This window comes from Micromonospora sp. WMMA1949, from assembly GCF_027460145.1.
GTDB lineage: Bacteria > Actinomycetota > Actinomycetes > Mycobacteriales > Micromonosporaceae > Micromonospora.
In genome coordinates this window covers 4,103,301-4,123,119 of the sequence record NZ_JAPZBG010000001.1, presented here as the reverse complement: position 1 = coordinate 4,123,119, position 19,819 = coordinate 4,103,301, and the positions used below count along the sequence as shown (strand labels likewise).

Here is a 19,819-nt window from a genome sequence, read left to right as displayed (position 1 = left end):
CACCGCCTTTCGTTCGCGACTGCGGGGCTCGCAGGACCGGCTCACTCCTCGCGCTCACGCTGCTTCTCCGAACGCGAGGTCGCTGGCCAGCACCGCCGCGCCGGCGACGCCGGCGCGCGGGCCCAGCTCGGACAGGACGACGGGCAGGTTGCCGGTGGCCAGCGGCAGCGAGCGGCGGTAGACCACGCTGCGGATCTCGGCGAGCAGGATGTGGCCGAGCTGGGCGAGCCCGCCGCCGATGACGATCATCGACGGGTTGGTGAAGCTGACCAGCCCGGCCAGGACACTGCCGACCCGCCGGCCGCCGTCGCGGATGAGCTGGATGCAGGTGACGTCCCCCTCGATCGCCCCCTGCGCCACGTCCAGCGCGGTCACCACGCCCCGGGCGGCCAGCCGCTCGGCCAGCGCCGGGGCCACCTCGGTGCGGGCCGCCACAGTCGCCTCGCGGGCCAGCGCGGCGCCGCTGAACACCGCTTCCAGGCAGCCGAGGTTGCCGCAGGAACACATCGGACCGTTCGGGTCGACCTGGATGTGGCCGATGTCCCCGGCGCAGCCGTCGGTGCCCCGGTAGACCTCGCCGTGCAGGTAGATGCCGCAGCCGATGCCGGTACCGATCTTGATGAACAGGAAGTCGTCGACCGAGTGGGCCACGCCGCCGTGCCGTTCCCCGATCGCCATGATGTTGACATCGTTGTCGACCACCGCCGGGCAGCCGTGTTCGCGGGTGAGCAGCTCGCGGACCGGGAACCGGTCCCACCCGGGCATGATCGGCGGGGAGACCGGCACGCCGTCGCGGAAGCTCACCGGGCCCGGTACGCCGATGCCGACCGCGTCGAGCCGCTCGTACGCGCCGTCCACCTTGGCCTTGTGCAGCAGCTCGTTCACCCGCTGGAGGGTCACCTTCGGCCCGGAGCGGATGTCGGCGGCCTCGGTGTAGGCGGCCACCGTCTCCAGCCGGCCGTTCACCACCTCCACGTCGATCGAGCTGGCGCCCAGGTCGACGGCGGCGAACCGCAGGTGCGGGCTCAGCTCGACGAGGGTGGAGCGCCGCCCGCCCCGGGAGGCGGCCAGCCCGGCCTCCGCCACGTATCCGAGGGAGACGAGGCGTTCCAGCTCGGCGAGCAGGCGCGGGCGGGGCATCTGGAGCCGGTCGCCGAGTTCGGCGCGGGACACCGCGCCCTCGTCCCGGAGCAGCCGCAGGAGCCGTACGTGCAGGGGGTCGGCCGTCCGCACCGGCAGTCACCTCCGCATCGGATGGGTGTTGTGTCCGACACAGTAGGAGCCTTCCGGGCCGCATGTCCATAGCTTCGGCACGTCCGATGCAAACTTTTGTCCATACGAACAAAAGCAAGATCCGGATCATGAAAACGCGCCGCCCCGCCCGGGTCACTTCCGGGCGGGGCGGCGCGATGTCGGGTCACCGGGAGGGCGCGCGGCCCTTCTTGCGCAGCTTGCGGTCGTCGCGCAGCTCGACGTAGGGCTCCTCGTCGACCGGGTGCCCGGCCGCGATGGCGCGGCTGCGCTCCAACTCGGCGTCGAACTCCGCGCCGAGCAGGATCGCCACATTGCTCAGCCAGAGCCACACCAGGAAGATGATCACGCCGGCCACCGCGCCGTACGTCTTGTTGTACGAGCCGAAGTTGCTGACGTAGAGCGCGAACAGCCCGGACACCACCAGCCAGAGCACCACCGCGAGCACGCCACCGGGGCTGACCCAGCGGAAGCCGCCGTGCCGGGCGTTCGGCGAGGCCCAGTAGAGGATCGCGAACATCAGGCTCACCAGCACCAGCAGCACCGGCCACTTGGCGATGTTCCAGACCGTCACGGCGGTCCCGCCGAGCCCGATCGCGTTTCCGGCCTGCTCGGCCAGCCCGCCGGTGAACACCACGATCACGGCGCTGATCAGCAGCATCACGCCGATCACCGCGGTCACGCCGAGGCGTACCGGCAGCGTCTTCCAGATCGGCCGTCCCTCCGGCACGTCGTAGATGCTGTTCGAGGCGCGCATGAACGCGGCGATGTAGCCGGAGGCCGACCAGAACGCCGCCGCCAGACCGACGATCGCCGCGATGCTCGCCAGGCCGCCGGACTGGCCGGCCTGGTCGATCGCGGTCTCGATGACGCGGCGGATGTTCTCCTCCGGCACCGCCTGCCCGACGGTGTCCCGTACCCCCTCGGTGGCCCGGTCGCCGAGCAGGCCGAGCAGCGAGATCAGCACCAGGACGCCCGGGAAGATGGAGAGCACGCCGTAGTAGGTGAGCGCGGCGGCCCAGTCGGTGAGGCTGTCGTCCTGGAACTCCCGGACGGTCCGCTTGAGGGTCGCCATCCAGCCCGTCGCCGACAGGTCGGCCGGGCTGTCCGGTCCGTCGTCCGGCCCCACCGGCCCCACGTGCTCGCGCCCGCCGGACCGGTCCTGCCCGGCGCGGGCGTCGTCGCGCGCAGCGGGGACGTCGCGCGCGTCGCGGGCGTCGTCGTGGACGTCGTGGGCGTCGTCGCGGGCGGCCATGGCACCTCCTCGTCGTCATGTCGTCCCGCACGACATGCCCTGACGAGGGCAGCGGTAACCACCGCACCCGCAAACCGGCCACCCGGCCACCCGGCCGCCGCCTGCCCGCTCTCCGCCGCCCTCTTCCCCGTCGGCGCTTTCACTCCCTCGCCGCCTTTGCTCTGCAGCCACCCGCGCGGCGGACACGCTCCGTCACCGTGTGCGCCGATGGATGCAGAGCAAAGGCGGCGGGAGGCACCCTCTCACCGGCGCCCCACCGCACCCCGCCCGAGATCTCGGCGAGCCGTCGCTCCGCCGCGACCACCCGTCGCCGCCATCTCGACGACGGTCACGACGAGTGGAACGTCACGGGTGTGAAACGGGGCCGGAAGCACCCATGGCGTTCCACCCACGAAGGGTCGGTCACCGTCCGTCCGCCGGCCGGCGCGCCAATGGGGCGCGGCGTACGGGGCGGCGCGGTCGGGGGGCACCGACGGGGCGCGTGATCTGTCTTCCGATGCCGCCACCTCGGCAGAAAGGACGGCGCTCGCGGAAACGCGGAGCGGAGAAGACGCACTCCGCGCATTTCCCGTCCGGGCGGGTACGCCGGGCGCGAGCGCGCGCGAACCGGCGCGCCCCGCTGCGACAGACGTTGTCCGCGCGCGTCAACGCGGACGACACACCCACCTCAGTGGACACGTTGCGTGACGGCAAGCATCCCGGGACACGCCCATTCTTCATCGTTGTAAACCATGCGGGAAGTAGGCCGCGAGAGACCCCCTCCCGGCATCGCGAAACTGTTTCAAGAAATACGTGCCACGAGTGAGCGACGCTCCATTCCGTCACTCATTGCAATCATGATCGGCAATGTTCCCACCGTGCGCGCTATTCGCGTATCGTGCCCGATCGTGCCGCCCGTTCGCCCCTCCGACGCCACTCCCCCGAAACCCCGGCCGCCGTCCGGCGGACGACCGGGGTCCGACGTGGACGCCGAGGTGGTGTCACTGCCGCCGGACGAGGGCAACGTCGGCGGCCCCGAATGGGCCGACGACGGGCCGGGCGAGACGCACCACCACAGCCACGCCGGACACCACCACACCCGCGGCGACGCGGACCGCGACACCGCGGACGAGAGCCCGGAGCACGCCCCGGACGGATCGCACCCGGACACCCGCGAACTCGCCGCCCGGTTCGAGGACGAGAAGCCGGGCCGGGTGCTCGCCGGACCGGTCGGCCTCCTCTTCACCGGCGTCACCGTCGCGGTCGGTCTGCTGACGCTCTGGCAGGTGTTCTTCCCGCTGGCCCAGGGCAGCAAGTACTACCTCATCTTCTTCCTGGCCGGCGTCCTGCCGATGGTGTTCCTCGCGTACCCCTCGGGGGTGCGGCTGCGGCGGACCGCAGCCGACACTGACGACCGGCACGGACCGACGCCGGTGGACTGGCTGCTGGCCGTCACGGCGCTCGTCGTCTGCCTCTACCCGGTACTGCCGGTCACGATCGGCGCCGGTGGCGGCGGGTACGACGCCTTCCTCGACCGGCAGGGGCTGCTGGATCCGCTGGACGTGGCGTTCGGCACCGGGCTGCTGCTCCTGCTGCTCGAGGCGTGCCGGCGCACCACCGGATGGATCCTGCCCGCGGTGTGCGTGCTGTTCCTCGGGTACGGCTACTACGGCGGCCTGCTGCCGCAGGCCTGGCCGGTGGCGCACGCGGGGCTCGACTTCGGGCAGCTCGTCGACGCGTTCTACAACTCCGACAGCGGCTTCTACGGCACCCCGCTCGACGTGGCCGCCTCCTACATCGTGCTGTTCACCATCTACGGCGCGGTGCTCAACCTCTCCGGGGCGGGCCGGTTCTTCGTGGAGCTGTCCGCCGCCGCGTTCCGCCGTTCCCGTACGGCCGCCGGCCGCACCGCCGTCGCCTCGGGCTTCCTGCTCGGCACGGTCTCCGGCTCCGGCGCCGCCACCACCGTCAGCATCGGCGCGGTGACCTGGCCGATCCTGCGGCGCGCCGGCTACCCGGCCGAACGCGCGGGCGGCATGCTCGCCGCCGCCGGTGTGGGAGCGATCCTGTCCCCGCCGACGCTCGGCGCCGCCGCGTTCATCATCGCCGAGTACCTGGGCGTGTCCTACCTCCAGGTGCTCGGCTGGGCGACGGTGCCGACGATCCTCTACTACCTGGGCATCCTGCTCTCCGTCGAGATCGACGCCCGGCGCTCCGGGGTCCGGCCGGTGGTCATCGACACCGGCTCGGCCTGGCGCCTGCTGGCCCGCTTCGGCTACCACTTCCTCTCGCTTCTCGTGATCATCCTGGTGCTGGCGCTCGGCGCGTCCGCGATGCGGGCGGTGGTCATCGCCACCGCGCTCGCCGCGGTCCTGTCCTTCCTGGACCGGCGGCACCGGCTCACCCCGGCCCGGCTGATCGAGGCGCTGCGCGACGGCGTACGTGGGGTGCTCGCGGTGACCGCCGTCTGCGCCGCGGCCGGCATCATCACCGCCACCACCACGAAGACCGGCCTCGGGCCGCAGGCCGCCGCGCTGCTGATCGACGGCGCGCAGGCCGTCAGCTCGGAGCCGGCGGTGGTGCTGGCGCTGACCGCCGTGCTCGCCGCGGTCGCGCTCAGCCTGCTCGGCCTCGCGGTGCCGGTCACCGCCTCCTTCGTCATCGGCTGGGTGATCATCGGTCCGGCGCTGCTGAACCTGGGCGTCGAGGCGCCCGCCGCGGCCATGTTCGTCTTCTACTTCGCGGTGCTGTCCGAGGTCTCGCCGCCGACCGCGCTCGCAGCTGTCGCCGCCGCCGCGGTCACCGGCGGCCGGTTGGTGCCGACCATGTGGCAGACCCTGCGGTACGCGCTGCCGGCGTACCTGATCCCGCTGGCCTTCGTGATCACGCCGACCGGCCTCGGCCTGCTCGGCATCGGCGGCGCCGGGCGGATCGTGACGGCCGGCCTGGTGTCGGCGTTGGGCGTGGCCGTGCTGGCGGTCGCGGCCGGCGGCTGGCTCCCGGGTGTGGGCCCGGCCGGCGTGCCGGAGCGGATCGTCGGCGCGATCGCCGGACTGGTGCTGCTCTGGCTGGAACCGCTGCCCATGGCGATCGGCGCGGCACTCGCCGCGCTCGCGGTCGCGGGCGTGTACGTCCGACGTGGCGCCGCCGGACACCCCGGCCGCCCGGCGGTCGAAGAATCCGTGGACCTTGGGGAGGAGAGAGAGTGGGACGGATCGACGCGAGGATAGTGGCGGGCGTCGGGGCACTTGTCCTGGTCGCCGCCGGTGCCGCCGGCTGCGGGGGCCGTCAGGACGGCGCGGCGAAGGACGACGCGGCCCGCGAGGTCAGCTGCAAGGTCATCAAGGACACCCGGGTCGGCATCGCCACCGGCAACGCCACCGGCGTCTACTACGTGGTCGGCAACGCGCTCGCCGGTGAGCTGAGCAAGACCACCGACGGCAAGCTCACCGGGACGGCCGCCGAGACCGGCGCCTCGGTGCAGAACGTCGAGCAGCTCGTCGCCGGCCAGTACGACGTGGCGTTCTCGCTGTTCGACACCGCCGTCAACGCGGTGCAGGGCAAGGGGAGCTTCACCGCACCGCAGCCGGTCAAGGCACTGGCCCGGATCTACGACAACTACACGCAGGTGGTGGTCCGCGCCGACGCGGGTATCACGTCGGTGGCCGACATGAAGGGCAAGAAGATCTCCACCGGCTCGCCCAAGTCCGGCACCGAGGTCATCGCCAACCGGCTGCTCACCGCCGCCGGGCTGGACCCGGCCAAGGACATCCAGGCGCAGCGGCTGGACCTCACCAAGACCGTCGACGGCATGAAGGACGGCAGCATCGACGGCTTCTTCTGGTCCGGCGGCGTGCCGACCGGCGGGGTGACCGACCTGTTCACCACGTCCGGCGACAAGGTGAAGTTCGTCGACATCAGCCCGCTGCTGCCGAAGATGGCGGAGCTGAACCCGGCCTACCAGGCGGGCACCATCGGCAAGGACATCTACCGGACCCCGGCCGACGTGCCCACCATCGTGGTGCCGAACGTGCTGCTGGTGCGGGACAACCTGGACGCCGACGTGGCCTGCGCGATCACCCGGACGGTCTTCGAGAAGAAGGACGCTCTGGCCCAGGCGAACCCGGCGGCGAAGGGCATCGAGCTGGGCAACGCCCGCAAGACCGACCCGGTGCCGCTGCACCGCGGCGCGGAGCGGGCGCTGAGCGACCTCGGCGCGAGCTGACCCGAACGGGCCGGGCCCGGACGCGCGTCCGGGCCCGGCCCACCGACCCGACCCGGAGACCCCCGTGCCGCTGCCCCACCCGGCTCGCGTACGCCGGCATCACCGCTCCGCGGACCGCACCGGACGCCTCCGCTCGGTCCGCGTCCAACTGCTGACCCCGATCCTGGTGGCCACCGCCGGCCTGGTCGTGCTGGGCGCGGCGCAGACCGACGCCGCGCTCGACGCGTCCACCGACGCCGACCGGGCCCGAGTGCTCGCCGGCACCGCCACCGCGACCGTACGTCTGGTGCACGAGCTGGAACGCGAACTGGGCGAGACGGCCGCGTTGCGCCAGCGCGGTGGTACGTCGGGCCGCCCGCTCGTGGACGCGCAGCGTCGCCGGGTGGACACGGCTGTGGAGCGCTACCGCGCGGCGCAGGGTGACGCGCGCCGGGCCGCCCCCGACCTGGCACCCGTGCTCAACGACGCCAGCCGGCGCCTGGACAAGCTCGCCCCCACCCGGGAGCAGGCGGTAGCCGGCGAGGACGCCGACCCGGCGTACGTGTCGCTCGTGGAGTCCCTGCTCGCGGTCGCGGACGCGCTGCCGAGCCAGCTCCGCGACGCCGACCTGGCCAACCAGGCCCGTGAGGTGGCAGCGGTGGCCGCCCAGGAGCATCTGTCCTCGCTGGAGCGCGACCTGCTGCGGGCGGTGTTCGTCCGCGGTGGACTGCAAAGTGGCGAACTGGCCCGGCTGGGCCGGCTGCGGGGTGCCCGGGAGCAGCGGCAGGCCGAGTTCCTGCGGATCGCCTCCGACTCGTCGAGAACCGCCTGGTACCGCTTGGTCGATGGCGCCGACGTGACCACGGCCCGCCGGATGCGGGACGCCGTCCTCGACCTCGACGGCGCGCCGGGCACGGTGGAGATCGACGGCGACGCCTGGTACGTGGCGCAGAGCGGCGCGATCCGCCGGTACAACCTGCTCGGCCGGGACCTGTCCGACGGGCTGGACCGGGACGCGGCGGACCTGGCCGCGGCGGCCCGGCTGCGCGCGGTGCTGACCGCCGGTGCGACGAGCACCGTCGCGCTCGGATCGCTGGTCACCGCCGTGTTGCTGGCGGTCCGTACCAGCCGCCGGTTGCGCCGGCTGCGGGTGGCCGCGCTCACCATGGCGAACCGGGAGCTGCCGGAACGGATCACCGCGATCGCGGCGGGCGAGGGCACCCCGGCGGAGGGTGCGGCAACCCGGATGACCGACGGGATCAGGCGGGGCCGGGACGAGGTGGCGCAGGTCGCCGAGGCGTTCGACACGGTGAACCGGGCCGCGTTGCGGCTGGCCGGCCAGCAGGCCGAGTTGCGGCTGGACGTGACCCGGATGGCGGAGGCGCTGGCCCGGCGCATCCGGACGCTCATCACCCGGCAGCTGCGGCTGCTCGACGACTTCGAGCGCGAGGAGACCGACCCGGACGCGCTGGCCCGGCTGTTCGCGCTGGACCACCTCGCCGCCCGGTTGCGTCGCAACGGGGAGAACCTGCTGGTGCTCGCCGGTGGTGAGCCCGGCCGGGGGCACGAGGGCGCGTTGCTGCTGGAGGACGTGGTACGGGCGGCGGCCTCCGAGATCGAGGACTACCCGCGGGTGGAGATCGACGTGCCGACCGCCGCGGTGCACGGCGCGGCGGCCGGCAACCTGGTGCACCTCCTGGCCGAGCTGCTGGAGAACGCCACCGTCTACTCGCCGCCCGCAGCCCGGGTACTCGTCGACGGCCGGCGCACCGTTGACGGGCTGGTGCTGCGCGTCCACGACCAGGGCATCGGTGTCAGCGAGGGCCGGCTGGCCGAGATCAACGAGCGGCTGGCCGCGCCGGCCACGCTCTCCAGCGCCGCGGCGGGCAGCATGGGCCTGCACGTGGTGGCCCACCTGGCTGCCCGGCACGGCATCCGGGTGCAGTTGCACAACCCCGGCACCGGAACGGTGGCGCAGGTCGACGTACCGGAGTCGGCGCTGACCCGGGTCGAGTCGGTGGCGTCGCGGCCGATGGTCGAGCGGCGACCGCGCGCCGCGGCATGGTTCAAGTCCGGGCCCGCGGCGCGGTCGGCGGCCGGCAGCCGCAGCCTCGTCACCAGCGCCACACCCGTCGGCCCGGTGCGCGGCGTCGCCGCCGTCCGCACGCCGGGAGGCGCGTTGCTGGCGCCGAGCACGGCCCGGATCCGGCCGGTGAGCGGGCCGCCGACGCCCGTCCCGACCACCGCCGCCGGGCTGCCCCGGCGGCAGGTGGGCGGCCACCTGCCCGAGCCGATGCCGGACGCCACCGCACCGCCGCCGGCCGTCGACCTGCTCGACCCCGAAGTGGTACGTGCCCGGCTGTCCGCCCTCGCCGAGGGGGTGGCCAGCGCGACCCGCCGTGCCCCGAACACCACACCCACCGGGAGAAGACCATGACCTCACCGTCCTCCGCCGGCCTGGACTGGCTGCTGGCGAACTTCGCCGAGCAGGTGCCGGACGTCTCGCACGCGCTCGCGGTCTCCGAGGACGGGCTGCGGCTGGCGTCTTCGCCGGACCTCGCCCCGGACCAGGTCGACCAGCTCTCGGCGGTGATCAGCGGGCTGGCGAGCCTGACCGTTGGCGCGGCCCGGCTGATGTCCGCCGGCCGGGTGCGCCAGCAGATCGTCGACATGGACGGCGGGGTGATGCTGGTGATGGCGGTGGGTGAACGGGCGCTGCTCGGCGTGCTCGCCGCGCCCGGCTGCGACCTGGGCCAGATCGGTTACGAGACGGCGACGCTGGTGCAGCGGGTGGCGGAGGCGCTGGAACCGGCGGTCCGCCGGTGACCGGCCGCGCGGTGCGGCTGACCGCCGCGCTGATGACGGCGGTGCTGGTGGCCGGCTGCGCGGCCGAGGACCCGGCCCCGGAGGCGTGGCACGGTGGGCGGATCTTCCTGGCCACCGGCAACACCACAGGCGTCTACTACCAGCTCGGCGGCGGGTACGCCGACCTGATCACCCGTCACCTGCCCGGGTACGAGGCGCGGGCGGAGCCGACCGGCGCCTCGGTGGAGAACATCACCCGGGTGGCGAGCGGGGACATGGAGATCGCGTTCAGCCTGGCCGACACGGCGGCGGACGCGGTGGACGGGCGTGGGGCGTTCGACAAGCAGCCGCAGGCGGTGCGCGCGCTGGCGCGGGTCTACAGCAACTACACGCACGTGATCGTCCGCGCCGACGGCAAGATCCGCAGCTTCGCCGACCTGCGCGGCAAGCGCATCTCCACCGGTTCGCCGAAGTCCGGCACCGACATCATCGCGGGGCGCCTGCTCACCGCCGCCGGCATCGACCCGAACCGGGACATCCAACGGCTCAACCTGTCGCTGCCGGAAACGGTGAAGCAGATGCGGGCCAAGGGCCTGGACGCCATGTTCTTCTCCGGCGGTCTGCCCACACCTGGCGTCAAGGACCTGCTGTCCTCCGCGCCCGGCACGTTCCGGCTGCTGCCGATCGACGAACTGATCGAGCCGCTGAGCGCCCGCTTCGGCGCGGTCTACACGACCGCGACGCTGCCGAAGGAGGTCTACGGCACCCCCGCGCCGACGCCGACCATCACGGTGGCGAACGTGATCCTGGTGGCGGCGGACATGCCGGAGCAACTCGCGTACGACCTGACCCGGGTGCTGTTCACCTGGCAGGGGGAGCTGATCCAGGTGCACCCGGAGGCGGCGAACTTCAACCGGTCCAGCGCCGCGGCGACCCGCCCGATCCCGTTGCACCCGGGTGCGCAACGGTTCTACCGCACCGGCTGAGCGCAGGACCGTGCCGCCTCGGCCAGCGCCGGGGCGGCACCACTGCGGCTACGGCGTCCAGTCGCGCCGCAGCAGGCCGTAGAGCACCAGGTCGGTGTAGCCGTCGCCGTCGTACTCGCGGTCCCGCTGGGTGCCCTCGTGGACGAACCCGCATCTCTCGGCGGTACGCCGCATGGCCGTGTTGCCGGCGAGCGTCTCGATCTCCAGGCGCCGCAGGTTGCGGTTGCGGAAGCCGTACCGGCAGAGCAGCCGGATCACCTCGGTGCCGTAGCCCTGACCGCGCGCCTCGGGGAGCAGGGTGATGCCGAGGTGGGCGTACCCGTTGAAGGTGTTGATGCCCCACAGCACGCCGGTGCCGAGGAACGTGCCGTCGGCGACGGTCTCGGCCAGCAGCGACACCGCGGCGTCGAGCGCCGGCTGCTCGGCGGCGCGTTTCTCCAGCCGGGCCCGGACGTGGCCGACGTGGTGCGGCAGGAACGGCCCGTCGTCGGTGACCAGGTGCAGTTCCGGATCGGCGTTCAGGCGGAACAGGTCCGGCGCGTCGTCGGGGGTGGGCGGGCGCAGACGGACGCGCTCGGTGGCGAACATGCCGTGACGCTAGCGGCGGGCGGGTGGGTCGACAACCGGATTTGGCTCCCCTACCGACCGGTCGGTAGGGTGGCGGCATGACCCCGCTCGTGCTCGCCTCCGCCCTGACCAAGACCTACGGGACCCGGGACGCCCTGCGCGCGCTCGACCTCACCGTCGCGCCCGGCAGCCGCTTCGTCGTGCTCGGCCACAACGGCGCCGGCAAGTCCACGCTGCTGGAGATCGTCGCGACGCTGCGCACTCCGACGTCCGGTTCGGTACGCGTCGGCGGGTTCGACACCGTCACGCAGGCCCGGGACGCCCGGCGCCTGATCGGCCTCGCGCCGCAGTCGAACGCCCTGGACCCGCTGGCCTCACCGACGGAGGTGCTCGACTTCCACGGCGTGGCGCTCGGGCTCGGCCGCCGTGAGCGGGCGCGCCGCACCCGGGAACTCATCGGCCTGTTCGGCCTGGGCGAGCACCGCTCGACCCGGGTGGCCAAGCTCTCCGGCGGCACCCGCCGCAAGCTCGACCTGGCCGTGGCGCTCGTCGCCGAGCCCGCCGTGGTGATCCTGGACGAGCCGACCACCGGCCTGGACCCGCTCGCGCGCATCGACTTCTGGACCGAGCTGACCCGCCTCAACCAGGCCGGCACGTCGCTGCTCCTCTCGACCCAGGACCTGCACGAGGCGGACGTGCTCGCCACCGAGATCGCGGTGCTCCGGGACGGCCGGGTGGTCGCCCAGGGCCCACCGGCGGTGCTCAAGCAACGCGTCGGCGCCCGTACGCTCACGCTCGACCTCTCCGGCGCCGCCGCCGCCACCGCGTTCGCCGCCGCGTCCGAGGCCGGATTCCGCGCCGATCCCGACCGGCCGGACCGGGTACGCCTCAGCGTGCCCGACGACCCGCGTGCCCTGGCGAAGGCCCTGACCGAGGCCGGCGACGCCGCCGCCGACATCACCCGGCTGCACCTCGCCGAGCCCTCCCTCGACGACGTCTTCGTCGCCCTCGCCGCCCGCTGAGGCGTGACCCCACCGCACCCCGAAAGGCCCGGATCCGTGCTCCCGCTCGCAGTCACCCCGCCCCGCCGCTCACCGGCCCCCGTCGTCCTCGCGGCGATCAGACGCTCCACGCGCGCCGTGCTCCGGACGCCCGCGCTGCTGGTCGCCCCGGTCGCCCAGTCCCTGTTCTTCCTGCTCGTCTACGCCGGGCAGCTCGACTCCGTCGGCAGCACCTACCTGGACGGGACGAGCTTCATCGCGTTCCTGCTGCCGCTGATCCTGCTCACCGGCGTCGCCACCGGCGCGGGCGCCGCCGGCACGCTGGTGCTGGGCGACCTCACCAGCGGATACCTCGACCGCCTCCGGCTCGCCCACGGCACCACGACACCGTTCCTCGTCGGCCCGGCCGTCGCCGCGCTGATCGCCGTCGTCCTCCAGATGGCGGTCACAGTGGCCGGGGCCACCGCGATCGGCTACCGGCCGGCGAGCTGGTCCGGCGTCGCCGGGATGCTGCTGCTGATGCTGGCCCTGGGCCTCGGCGTCGCGCTGCTGAGCATGGCGCTCGCGCTCCGGTCGGGCTCGGCGTCGGCCACCAACCTGGTCACGCTCGTCGTGTTCGGCCTGTCGTTCTTCACCGGCGTGTTCGCGCCGGTCGACGAACTCGCCGGCTGGATGCGGGTGATCGCCGTCGCCAACCCGCTCACCTATATCGTCGACACCGCCCGCCAGCTCGGCGGCGACGCGGCGCTCACCGCGGCCCCGATCGGCGTCGCGGCGATCGTCACCCTCGCCGTCGCCGGGACCGCGGCCTGCGCCCTCGCCCTCCACCACGCGAGGAAGAACCGATGAGCCCAGCCGACACCCGCACCCAGATCATGGACGCCTTCGCCGAGCAGCTCCGCGCGACCGGCTACCAGGGCATCTCCCTGGTCGGCGTGGGCCGCAGCGTCGGCATCCAGAAGCCGTCCATCTACCACCACTTCCCCGGCGGGAAGGAGGATCTCTACATCGCGGTGGCGGAACGGTACATCCGGGACGTCGGTGGTCGGATCGCGGCGGCGCTGGCCGGCCCCGGCGACGTGCCGCAGCGGCTGCTCGCGCTCGCCACCGTCGCCGCCGGTCAGCACGGCGACGCGGTCACGTTCGAGCAGCGCATCTACGACACCCTGCCGCTCGTCTCCGCCGAGACCAGCGAGCACGTCTCGGGCCTCTACGTCGCCCTGATGCTGGCGCCGGTGACCCGGTTCTTCGCCGACGCCCGGGCCGAGGGCGCCGTCACCGGCGAACCGGAGTTCCTGATGAACGCGTTCCTGCACCTGGCCCGCGCGGCCGACCTCACCGACGAGACCGGACCCGCCCGGGTCGTCGCGCTCTTCCTCGACGGCGCCCGCCCACGTGCCTGACCCCGTGTGACTCCGGGCGTGGCGCGGCCTCAGGCGTCGGCGGGGGCGGTGGCGGCCCGCGCCGCCGCGACCAGCCGGGCGGTCTCGTCGGTCACCGCCTCGTCGTCGGCCGGCGTCCCCGGGTCGTAGCGGACCGTCCAGGTCAGACCGTCGACCCCGGGCACCCGCCGGGCCGCGATCCGGCCGGAGCCGCCGGGCACCTCGTGGTGCGAGGTGTACGCCACCGAGCCGGTGACCCGGGCCCGGACCTGGTGCGGCAGGTCACCCGGGTCGACGAGCAGGTACGTCCCGGGGAGGCCGTCCGCGACCACCAGGTAGCCGTCGCGCTCGGCGACCGGCTCGGCCGGCGTGACAGTGAGTTCCCGGCCGGACCAGACCGCCTTGAGGATGTCGTGCCAGCCGAGGCGGTCCACCCGGCCGGGCAGCCAGAGCCCGCGGTTGCTGGCGACCAGCACGCCGTCGTTGCCGCCCTCGCCGGTGCCGGCGGCGGCCCAGGCGAGCACCCGCTCGTCGGCGGCCAGCGGCGGCCGGTCGGCCGACGGGAGTTTCGGCCGGCGGTTGAACAGACCCATCACAAACCTCCGGCGGCCTGCTCGCGCAGTGCCCGTGCGTGCTGTTCCAGCGAGAGCAGTTCCCCGAACAGGGCGAAGTACTCGTCCTTGTTGCTCACCGGGTTGATCCGCTGGATCTTCGACTTCAGGTCACGGATGCGGCCGGTGACCGAACTCCACTGCAGCCGCGCCATGGTGATCGAGACGTACCTCGGGTCCGGCTCGCCGTCGATGCGCAGCGGCTCCACCGCCAGCTCACCGATCAGCGCCTGCCCGGCCAGGTCGTCGCACGCGTCGCGGACCCGCTCGATCCAGACCGCGCCGCCGGTGGCGGCGGACGCGCCGCCGGCCGCGGCCACCGCGGCGCGTACCGAGACGTGCACCGGGTGCTGGTAGTCGGTCACCTCGACCGCGTCGAACATCGGGCCGGCCAGGACCGGCTCCTGCAACGCCAGCTTCAGCGCCTCCCGCTCCACCATGGACCGAGGGCTGTCCACGCTGGGCGCGGGCCGGCCGGGGCGCGCGGGTGCGGCGGGAGCACCGGGCGCGGGTTGCCCGTTCGCCGCGCCGAGCACCGCGCGCTGCACCGGCTCGATCTCCATGCCGAGGTCACCGGCGAGCTTGCGGACGTACTCCGGGCGCTTCTCCCGGTCCTTGATCTTCGCCACGAGAGGCGCGGCGCGGCGCATGGCCTCGACCCGGCCGTCGACGGTGTCCAGGTCGAACCGGCTGATCACGTGCCGGAGGGCGAAGTCGACCAGCGGCTCGCGGCGGGCCACCAGGTCGCGTACGGCCAGGTCGCCCTTGGCCAGCCGCAGCTCGCACGGGTCCATGTTGTCGGGGCTGACCGCGATGAAGGTACGCCCGACGAAGCGTTGGTCGTCCTCGAACGCGCGCAGCGCGGCCTTCTGACCGGCCGCGTCGCCGTCGAAGGTGAAGATGATCTCGCCGGCCCGTTCGTCGCTGTCGAACAGCACCCGGCGCAGCACCGAGATGTGGTCGCCGCCGAACGCCGTGCCGCAGGTCGCCACCGCCGTCGGCACGTCGGCCAGGTGGCAGGCCATCACGTCGGTGTAGCCCTCGACCACCACCACCTTGCCCTGCTTGGCGATCTCCCGCTTGGCCTGGTCGATGCCGTAGAGCACGTGCGACTTCTTGTAGATCGGCGTCTCGGGGGTGTTCAGGTATTTGGGGCCGTCGTCGTCGTCGAAGAGCTTGCGGGCGCCGAAGCCGATCACGTCGCCGGTGATGTCCCGGATCGGCCACATCAGGCGGCGGCGGAACCGGTCGATCAGCGAACCGGAGCGGGCCGGGCGGGACAGGCCGGCGGTGACCAGCTCGTCGTGGGTGAAGCCCTGCTGGCGCAGGTGCTTGGTGAGCAGGTCCCACCCGTCGGGGGCGAAGCCGCAGCCGTACCGCTCGGCGGCGGCCCGGTCGAAGCCGCGCCCGGCGAGGAACTCGCGGGCCGGGCGGGCGCCGGCGGTGCTGAGCTGGGCGCGGTAGAACTCGACGGCGGCGGCGTGCGCGGCCACCAGGCGCTGCCGCTGCCCCTGCTGCGGGCGGGCACGCGGCGCGGACCTGTCGTCCTCGACGTAGCGCAACTGGATGCCGGCGCGGGCGGCCAGCCGCTCGACCGACTCGACGAAGCTGAGGTGCTCCGCGTCCATCAGGAACTTGATCGCGTCGCCGCCGACCCCGCAGCCGAAGCAGTAGAACACGTTGCGGGCGGGCGAGACGTTGAACGACGGGCTCTTCTCGTCGTGGAACGGGCACAGCCCCTTGAGGTTGCCGCCGCCGGCCGACTTGAGCGTCACCACCTCGGAGATGACGTCCGCGATGGCGGTGCGCTCGCGGACCAGCGCGATGTCCTCGTCCCGGATCCGCCCCGCCATGACCGCCACCCCCTCGGCGTACATCCTGCCCTGCCGGACCGACGTTGCGGCGGCCGGGGGGACGGGCGTGTGGCCGGCCACGCCCGCCCCCGCCGGCTCAGGCCGAGCGGGCCGTCGCGGGGTCGCCGATGCGCGGGAACGGCTCGATCGAGAAGACCACCTCGACCGGCACCTCGAAGTACGCGGCGATGCGCAGCGCCAGGTGCAGGCTGGGCCGGAACTCGCCGCGCTCCAGGTAACCGACGGTCTGGTAGTGCACACCGAGCGCGTCGGCCAGTTGCCGGCGGGAGATGCCCCGTTCGGCGCGCAGCACCGCGATGCGGTTGTGCACGGTCTCGCTCATCGACGCCCTCTCATCCGACCCGCTGCATGGCCCGCTCCCGCCGGGCCGCGACCCGCGAGCCGGACTCCCGGCGGGCCATCCGGCGCAGCACCACCGGGGCCAGCACGAGCCCGAGCACCGCCCAGGCGCCGAGCACGCCGACCGTCTCCAGGTGCCGCCAGGAGCCGCCGAGTTCGACTGCTGCCAGGTCGCCCGGGAGCAGCGCCGAGCGCATGCCCAAGCCTAGCCAGTAGAGCGGGAAGACCTGGGCGACGCCCTGGAGCCAGCCGGGCAGGCCGTTGATCGGATAGAAGATGCCGGACAGCGCGATCAGGCCGAAGATCGGCATCACCACCAGGCCCATGTTGCGCGGGTTCTCGATCAGCGAGCCGATCACCGCGCCCAGCGGCAGCGTCGCCACCAGCCCGAGCGGCACCACCCAGGCCAGCGTGAGCCAGGCGCCGGGGTCGCCGAGCCGCAGCCCGTCCAGGAAGAACAGCCCGGGCGTGAGCTGGATGACCACGCCGATCAGTGCGACCGCCGAGACCAGCACGATCTTGCCGACCAGGTAGCCGAGCATGCCGTCCGGGATGGCCTTGGCGCGCAGCAGCGTACCGTCCTCCCGGTCGATGACGAGCTGGTTGGCCAGCCCGAGCAGGCCGCCGAAGAGCAGGCCCATGCCGAGCGCGCTGGGCAGCGTGCGGGCGCCGAGCGAGAAGTCGGTGCCGGGCACGGTCGAGCCGCGCATCCAGAACACGGCGACCAGCAGCACCACTGTGGGGAAGAAGTAGGTCCAGAGATCCTGGCCGTTGGTGAACGTGGCGCGCAGCTCGATCGCGCCGCGCCGCAGCCCGGCCCGGAGCGCGTTGGTGGTCGGGTTCATCGGTTCGCCTCCTGCTGCCACACCCGCTCGGCCCGGCCGGTACGGATGCCGGTCTCCTCCTCGTGCACCAGCGCCAGGTACGCGTCCTCCAGGCTGGCCCGGCGCACCTCCAGCTCCCGCACCCCGTCGCCGTGCTCGCGGAGCAGGTCGCGCAGGAAGGCGGTGGCGTCGGCGGTGGCGTGCACGTACCGCTCGCCGTCCCGGGTCCAGCGCACCTCGGCGTCCCCCGCGACGCGCCGGGCGAGCTGGTCGGGCGACCCCTCGGCGATGATCCGGCCGCCGGCCAGGATGAGGATGCGGTCGGCCAGCTTCTCCGCCTCGGCCAGGTCGTGCGTGGTCAGCACGATCGTGGTCTCGTCCAGGTCGGCCAGGCGGTGCACCAGCTCGTGGAACTCGCGCCGGGCGGCAGGGTCGAAGCCGACCGTCGGCTCGTCCAGGAACAGCAGCTCCGGGCGGCCGACGATGCCGACCGCGACGTCGAGCCGGCGGCGCTGTCCACCGGAGAGCCGGGACACCCGGCTGCCGGCGTGCGCGGTCAGGCCCACCGTCTCCAGCAACTCGTCGACCGGCCACGGGCGCGGGATCCGGTCGGTGGCGTACGGCGCGTAGAAGTCGCCGAGGTGGGCGAGCAGTTCCCGTACCCGCCACTTGCCGTGGTCGCGCCAGGACTGGAGCACCACGCCCAGCCGCGCCCGCCACCGCTCGTCACCGCGCGCCGGGTCGGTGCCGAGCACCCGCACTGTGCCGGCCGAGGCCAGCCGGAAGCCTTCGAGGATCTCGATGGTGGTGGTCTTGCCCGCGCCGTTGGGCCCGAGCAACGCCACCACCTCGCCCCGCCGGGCGGTCAGGTCGACGCCATGGAGCACGTCGACGGCGCCGTAGCGCATGCGCAGATCCCGCACGTCGAGGACGAGGTCCTCGTCGGGAGGTCGGGGGGACGCGACGGCCCCGGGGAGTTCGACCGCAGTCATGCCTCGGAATGTAGCACTCATACTACAAACAGAGGTACCCCCGCTCAGGAGCGAGGGCGGTGGAACCAGCGCGTGACGGGGGCCGGCTGCTCCTCCTCGTACGACCGGGCCGCGTTCACCGCGGCGGCCAGGCCGGAGCGGCGGGGCCGGGGCCCGGCGCGCAGCATCGGATCGGCGGCCATCTCCCGGAGCACCGCGACGGCCAGGCCCAGCATCACCACGACGAACGGCAACGCGACCAGGATGGTCGCCTGTTGCAGCGCGGCCAAACCGCCGGCCAGCAGCAACGCCGCCGCGACCGCGCCGATCAGCACGCCCCAGAGCACCACCACCCCGCGGTGCGGCCGCAGCGCGCCGCGGGAGCTGAGCGAGCCGAGCACCAGCGACGCCGAGTCCGCACTGGTGACGAAGTAGAGCGCGATAAGCACCATGGCGAGCACGCTCGTCAGCGTGGCCAGCGGCAGCGCGTCGAGCAGCCCGAACAGCGCCTGCTCGGAACCGGCCTCCACGTCCGCCACCAGGTCCCGGGTGCCGGTGGTCTGGGTACGCAGGGCGCTTCCGCCCATCACCGCGAACCAGACGGTGCTCGCGCCGCTGGGTATCAGCAGCACCCCGATCAGGAACTGACGGACCGTACGGCCGCGCGAGATGCGGGCGATGAACGTGCCCACGAACGGCGCCCAGGAGATCCACCACGCCCAGTAGAAGATGGTCCACGAGCCCAGCCAGGCCGGGTCGGAGAACGCCCCGGTACGCGTCGACATTCGCACCAGGCCGCTCAGGTAGTCACCGACCGAGGCCGGCAGCACCTCCAGCGTGTAGACGGTCGGGCCGACCACGAACACGAACAGCATCAGCACGACCGCGATCAGCACGTTCGTGGTGGACAGCCACTTGACGCCCCGGTGCAGGCCGGAGAAGGCGGAGACGACGAACGCGAGCGTGAGCGCGCCGATGATCGTCAGCTCGACGGCCCGGCTGTCCGGCACGCCGGCCACCAGGTCCAGGCCGGCCGCCACCTGGAGCGCGCCCAGACCGAGGCTGGTGGCGGAGCCGAACACGGTGGCGAAGACGGCGAGCAGGTCGATCGCGCGACCGAGCGGGCCGTCGGTCCGGTCGCCGAGCAGCGGCGCGAACGCGGACGAGATCCGGTTGCCGCGCCCCTTGCGGAACGTCGAGTACGCCAGGGCCAGCGCCGCGATCGCGTAGATGCCCCACGGATGCAGCGTCCAGTGGAAGAGCGTGTACTGCATGGCGGTCGCGGCGGCGGCCCCGGTCTGCGGCGCGACGCCGGAGGCGGGAGGCGGCGTCGCGTAGTGCTGGATCGGTTCGGCCACGGCGAAGAACACCAGGCCGATGCCCATGCCGGCGCTGAACATCATGGCGACCCAGGCCAGCGTGTCGAACTCCGGCTCGTCGTCGTCGGCGCCCAGCCGGATCCGGCCGAACCGGGAGGCGGCCACGACGACCGCCAGCACCAGGAAGGCGTCCGCCGCGACCACGAAGAACCAGCCGAACGTGCTCACGGTCCAGGCCAGGCCGGACTCGCCGAACCGCGCCAGTGAGCCCCGGGCGAACACGCCCCAGGCCACCACGGCCAGCACGCCGGCCACGCCGAGCCCGAGCACCACCCGGTCGACCCGCTTCCCCACGTCTTCCCCCATGGCCCCATCCTGGGCAGCGCAGCCGCCCGGGTAGGACGAAACGCCCCACTCCGCCTCCGTCGATCATGGAGTAGTGGCGCCCGGA

General features: G+C 73.3%; 17 protein-coding genes. 8 read left to right on the top strand and 9 right to left on the bottom strand.

Translation table 11 applies throughout. The annotated features are described in order from the left end of the window. Positions 1 to 54: 54 nt before the first annotated feature. Positions 55 to 1,233: an ROK family protein gene (locus O7607_RS19510; RefSeq protein WP_269704632.1), complete on the bottom strand. Its 1,179-nt coding sequence runs from the start codon at positions 1,231 to 1,233 to the stop codon at positions 55 to 57. 184 nt (positions 1,234 to 1,417) lie between these two features. Next, a complete protein-coding gene (locus tag O7607_RS19505; protein WP_269704631.1) occupies positions 1,418 to 2,506 on the bottom strand; it encodes a YihY/virulence factor BrkB family protein in 1,089 nt (362 codons plus the stop codon). 962 nt (positions 2,507 to 3,468) lie between these two features. On the opposite strand from O7607_RS19505, the gene O7607_RS19500 reads away from it, so the two are divergent. The 5 genes from O7607_RS19500 (at position 3,469) to O7607_RS19480 (ending at position 10,480) form a co-directional block, all read left to right on the top strand. Further along, positions 3,469 to 5,715 carry a TRAP transporter permease gene (locus O7607_RS19500; protein WP_269704630.1) on the top strand — a complete coding sequence of 749 codons (2,247 nt, stop codon included), beginning with the start codon at positions 3,469 to 3,471 and terminating at the stop codon, positions 5,713 to 5,715. Beyond that, positions 5,691 to 6,710, top strand: a complete 1,020-nt coding sequence (locus tag O7607_RS19495) for a TAXI family TRAP transporter solute-binding subunit (protein ID WP_269704629.1) — start codon at positions 5,691 to 5,693, stop codon at positions 6,708 to 6,710. Before O7607_RS19500 ends, O7607_RS19495 begins: the two co-directional genes overlap by 25 nt. A gap of 64 nt (positions 6,711 to 6,774) precedes the next feature. Beyond that, positions 6,775 to 9,126, top strand: coding sequence for a sensor histidine kinase (locus tag O7607_RS19490; RefSeq protein ID WP_269704628.1), 2,352 nt, complete (start codon positions 6,775 to 6,777; stop codon positions 9,124 to 9,126). Then, complete coding sequence (locus O7607_RS19485) at positions 9,123 to 9,515, top strand: roadblock/LC7 domain-containing protein (protein ID WP_091421601.1); 393 nt, start codon at positions 9,123 to 9,125, stop codon at positions 9,513 to 9,515. The genes O7607_RS19490 and O7607_RS19485 overlap by 4 nt, the downstream gene beginning before the upstream one ends. After that, on the top strand, positions 9,512 to 10,480 hold the full coding sequence (locus O7607_RS19480; protein WP_269704627.1) for a TAXI family TRAP transporter solute-binding subunit: 969 nt from the start codon (positions 9,512 to 9,514) through the stop codon (positions 10,478 to 10,480). Before O7607_RS19485 ends, O7607_RS19480 begins: the two co-directional genes overlap by 4 nt. Positions 10,481 to 10,528: 48 nt before the next feature. Here the strand turns inward: O7607_RS19480 and O7607_RS19475 are convergent, their stop codons facing one another. After that, complete coding sequence (locus O7607_RS19475; RefSeq protein WP_269704626.1) at positions 10,529 to 11,068, bottom strand: GNAT family N-acetyltransferase; 540 nt, start codon at positions 11,066 to 11,068, stop codon at positions 10,529 to 10,531. 77 nt (positions 11,069 to 11,145) lie between these two features. Here O7607_RS19475 and O7607_RS19470 point away from each other — a divergent pair, with 77 nt between their 5' ends. The 3 genes from O7607_RS19470 to O7607_RS19460 are packed head-to-tail and all read left to right on the top strand — an operon-like array spanning position 11,146 to position 13,451. Continuing rightward, the gene (locus O7607_RS19470) at positions 11,146 to 12,069 is read left to right on the top strand and encodes an ABC transporter ATP-binding protein (protein ID WP_269704625.1); all 924 of its coding nucleotides are present in this window, start codon (positions 11,146 to 11,148) and stop codon (positions 12,067 to 12,069) included. A 36-nt stretch (positions 12,070 to 12,105) separates the two neighbouring features. Continuing rightward, positions 12,106 to 12,897: an ABC transporter permease gene (locus O7607_RS19465; protein ID WP_269704624.1), complete on the top strand. Its 792-nt coding sequence runs from the start codon at positions 12,106 to 12,108 to the stop codon at positions 12,895 to 12,897. Further along, positions 12,894 to 13,451, top strand: coding sequence for a TetR/AcrR family transcriptional regulator (locus tag O7607_RS19460; protein WP_269704623.1), 558 nt, complete (start codon positions 12,894 to 12,896; stop codon positions 13,449 to 13,451). Before O7607_RS19465 ends, O7607_RS19460 begins: the two co-directional genes overlap by 4 nt. 29 nt (positions 13,452 to 13,480) lie before the next feature. Here the strand turns inward: O7607_RS19460 and O7607_RS19455 are convergent, their stop codons facing one another. The 6 genes from O7607_RS19455 to O7607_RS19430 form a co-directional block, all read right to left on the bottom strand. Next, a complete protein-coding gene (locus O7607_RS19455; protein WP_269704622.1) occupies positions 13,481 to 14,023 on the bottom strand; it encodes a hypothetical protein in 543 nt (180 codons plus the stop codon). Further along, positions 14,023 to 15,918 carry a DNA primase gene (dnaG, locus tag O7607_RS19450; RefSeq protein ID WP_269704621.1) on the bottom strand — a complete coding sequence of 632 codons (1,896 nt, stop codon included), beginning with the start codon at positions 15,916 to 15,918 and terminating at the stop codon, positions 14,023 to 14,025. Before dnaG ends, O7607_RS19455 begins: the two co-directional genes overlap by 1 nt. Before the next feature lie 73 nt (positions 15,919 to 15,991). Continuing rightward, a complete protein-coding gene (locus tag O7607_RS19445) occupies positions 15,992 to 16,237 on the bottom strand; it encodes a helix-turn-helix transcriptional regulator (RefSeq protein ID WP_018787373.1) in 246 nt (81 codons plus the stop codon). A 10-nt stretch (positions 16,238 to 16,247) separates the two neighbouring features. After that, positions 16,248 to 17,099, bottom strand: a complete 852-nt coding sequence (locus O7607_RS19440) for an ABC transporter permease (protein WP_269704620.1) — start codon at positions 17,097 to 17,099, stop codon at positions 16,248 to 16,250. Further along, positions 17,096 to 18,070 (bottom strand): ABC transporter ATP-binding protein, encoded by a 975-nt coding sequence (locus O7607_RS19435; protein WP_269704619.1) that lies wholly within the window; start codon positions 18,068 to 18,070, stop codon positions 17,096 to 17,098. Before O7607_RS19435 ends, O7607_RS19440 begins: the two co-directional genes overlap by 4 nt. A 44-nt stretch (positions 18,071 to 18,114) precedes the next feature. Next, a complete protein-coding gene (locus O7607_RS19430; RefSeq protein WP_269704618.1) occupies positions 18,115 to 19,734 on the bottom strand; it encodes a BCCT family transporter in 1,620 nt (539 codons plus the stop codon). Positions 19,735 to 19,819: the final 85 nt, after the last annotated feature.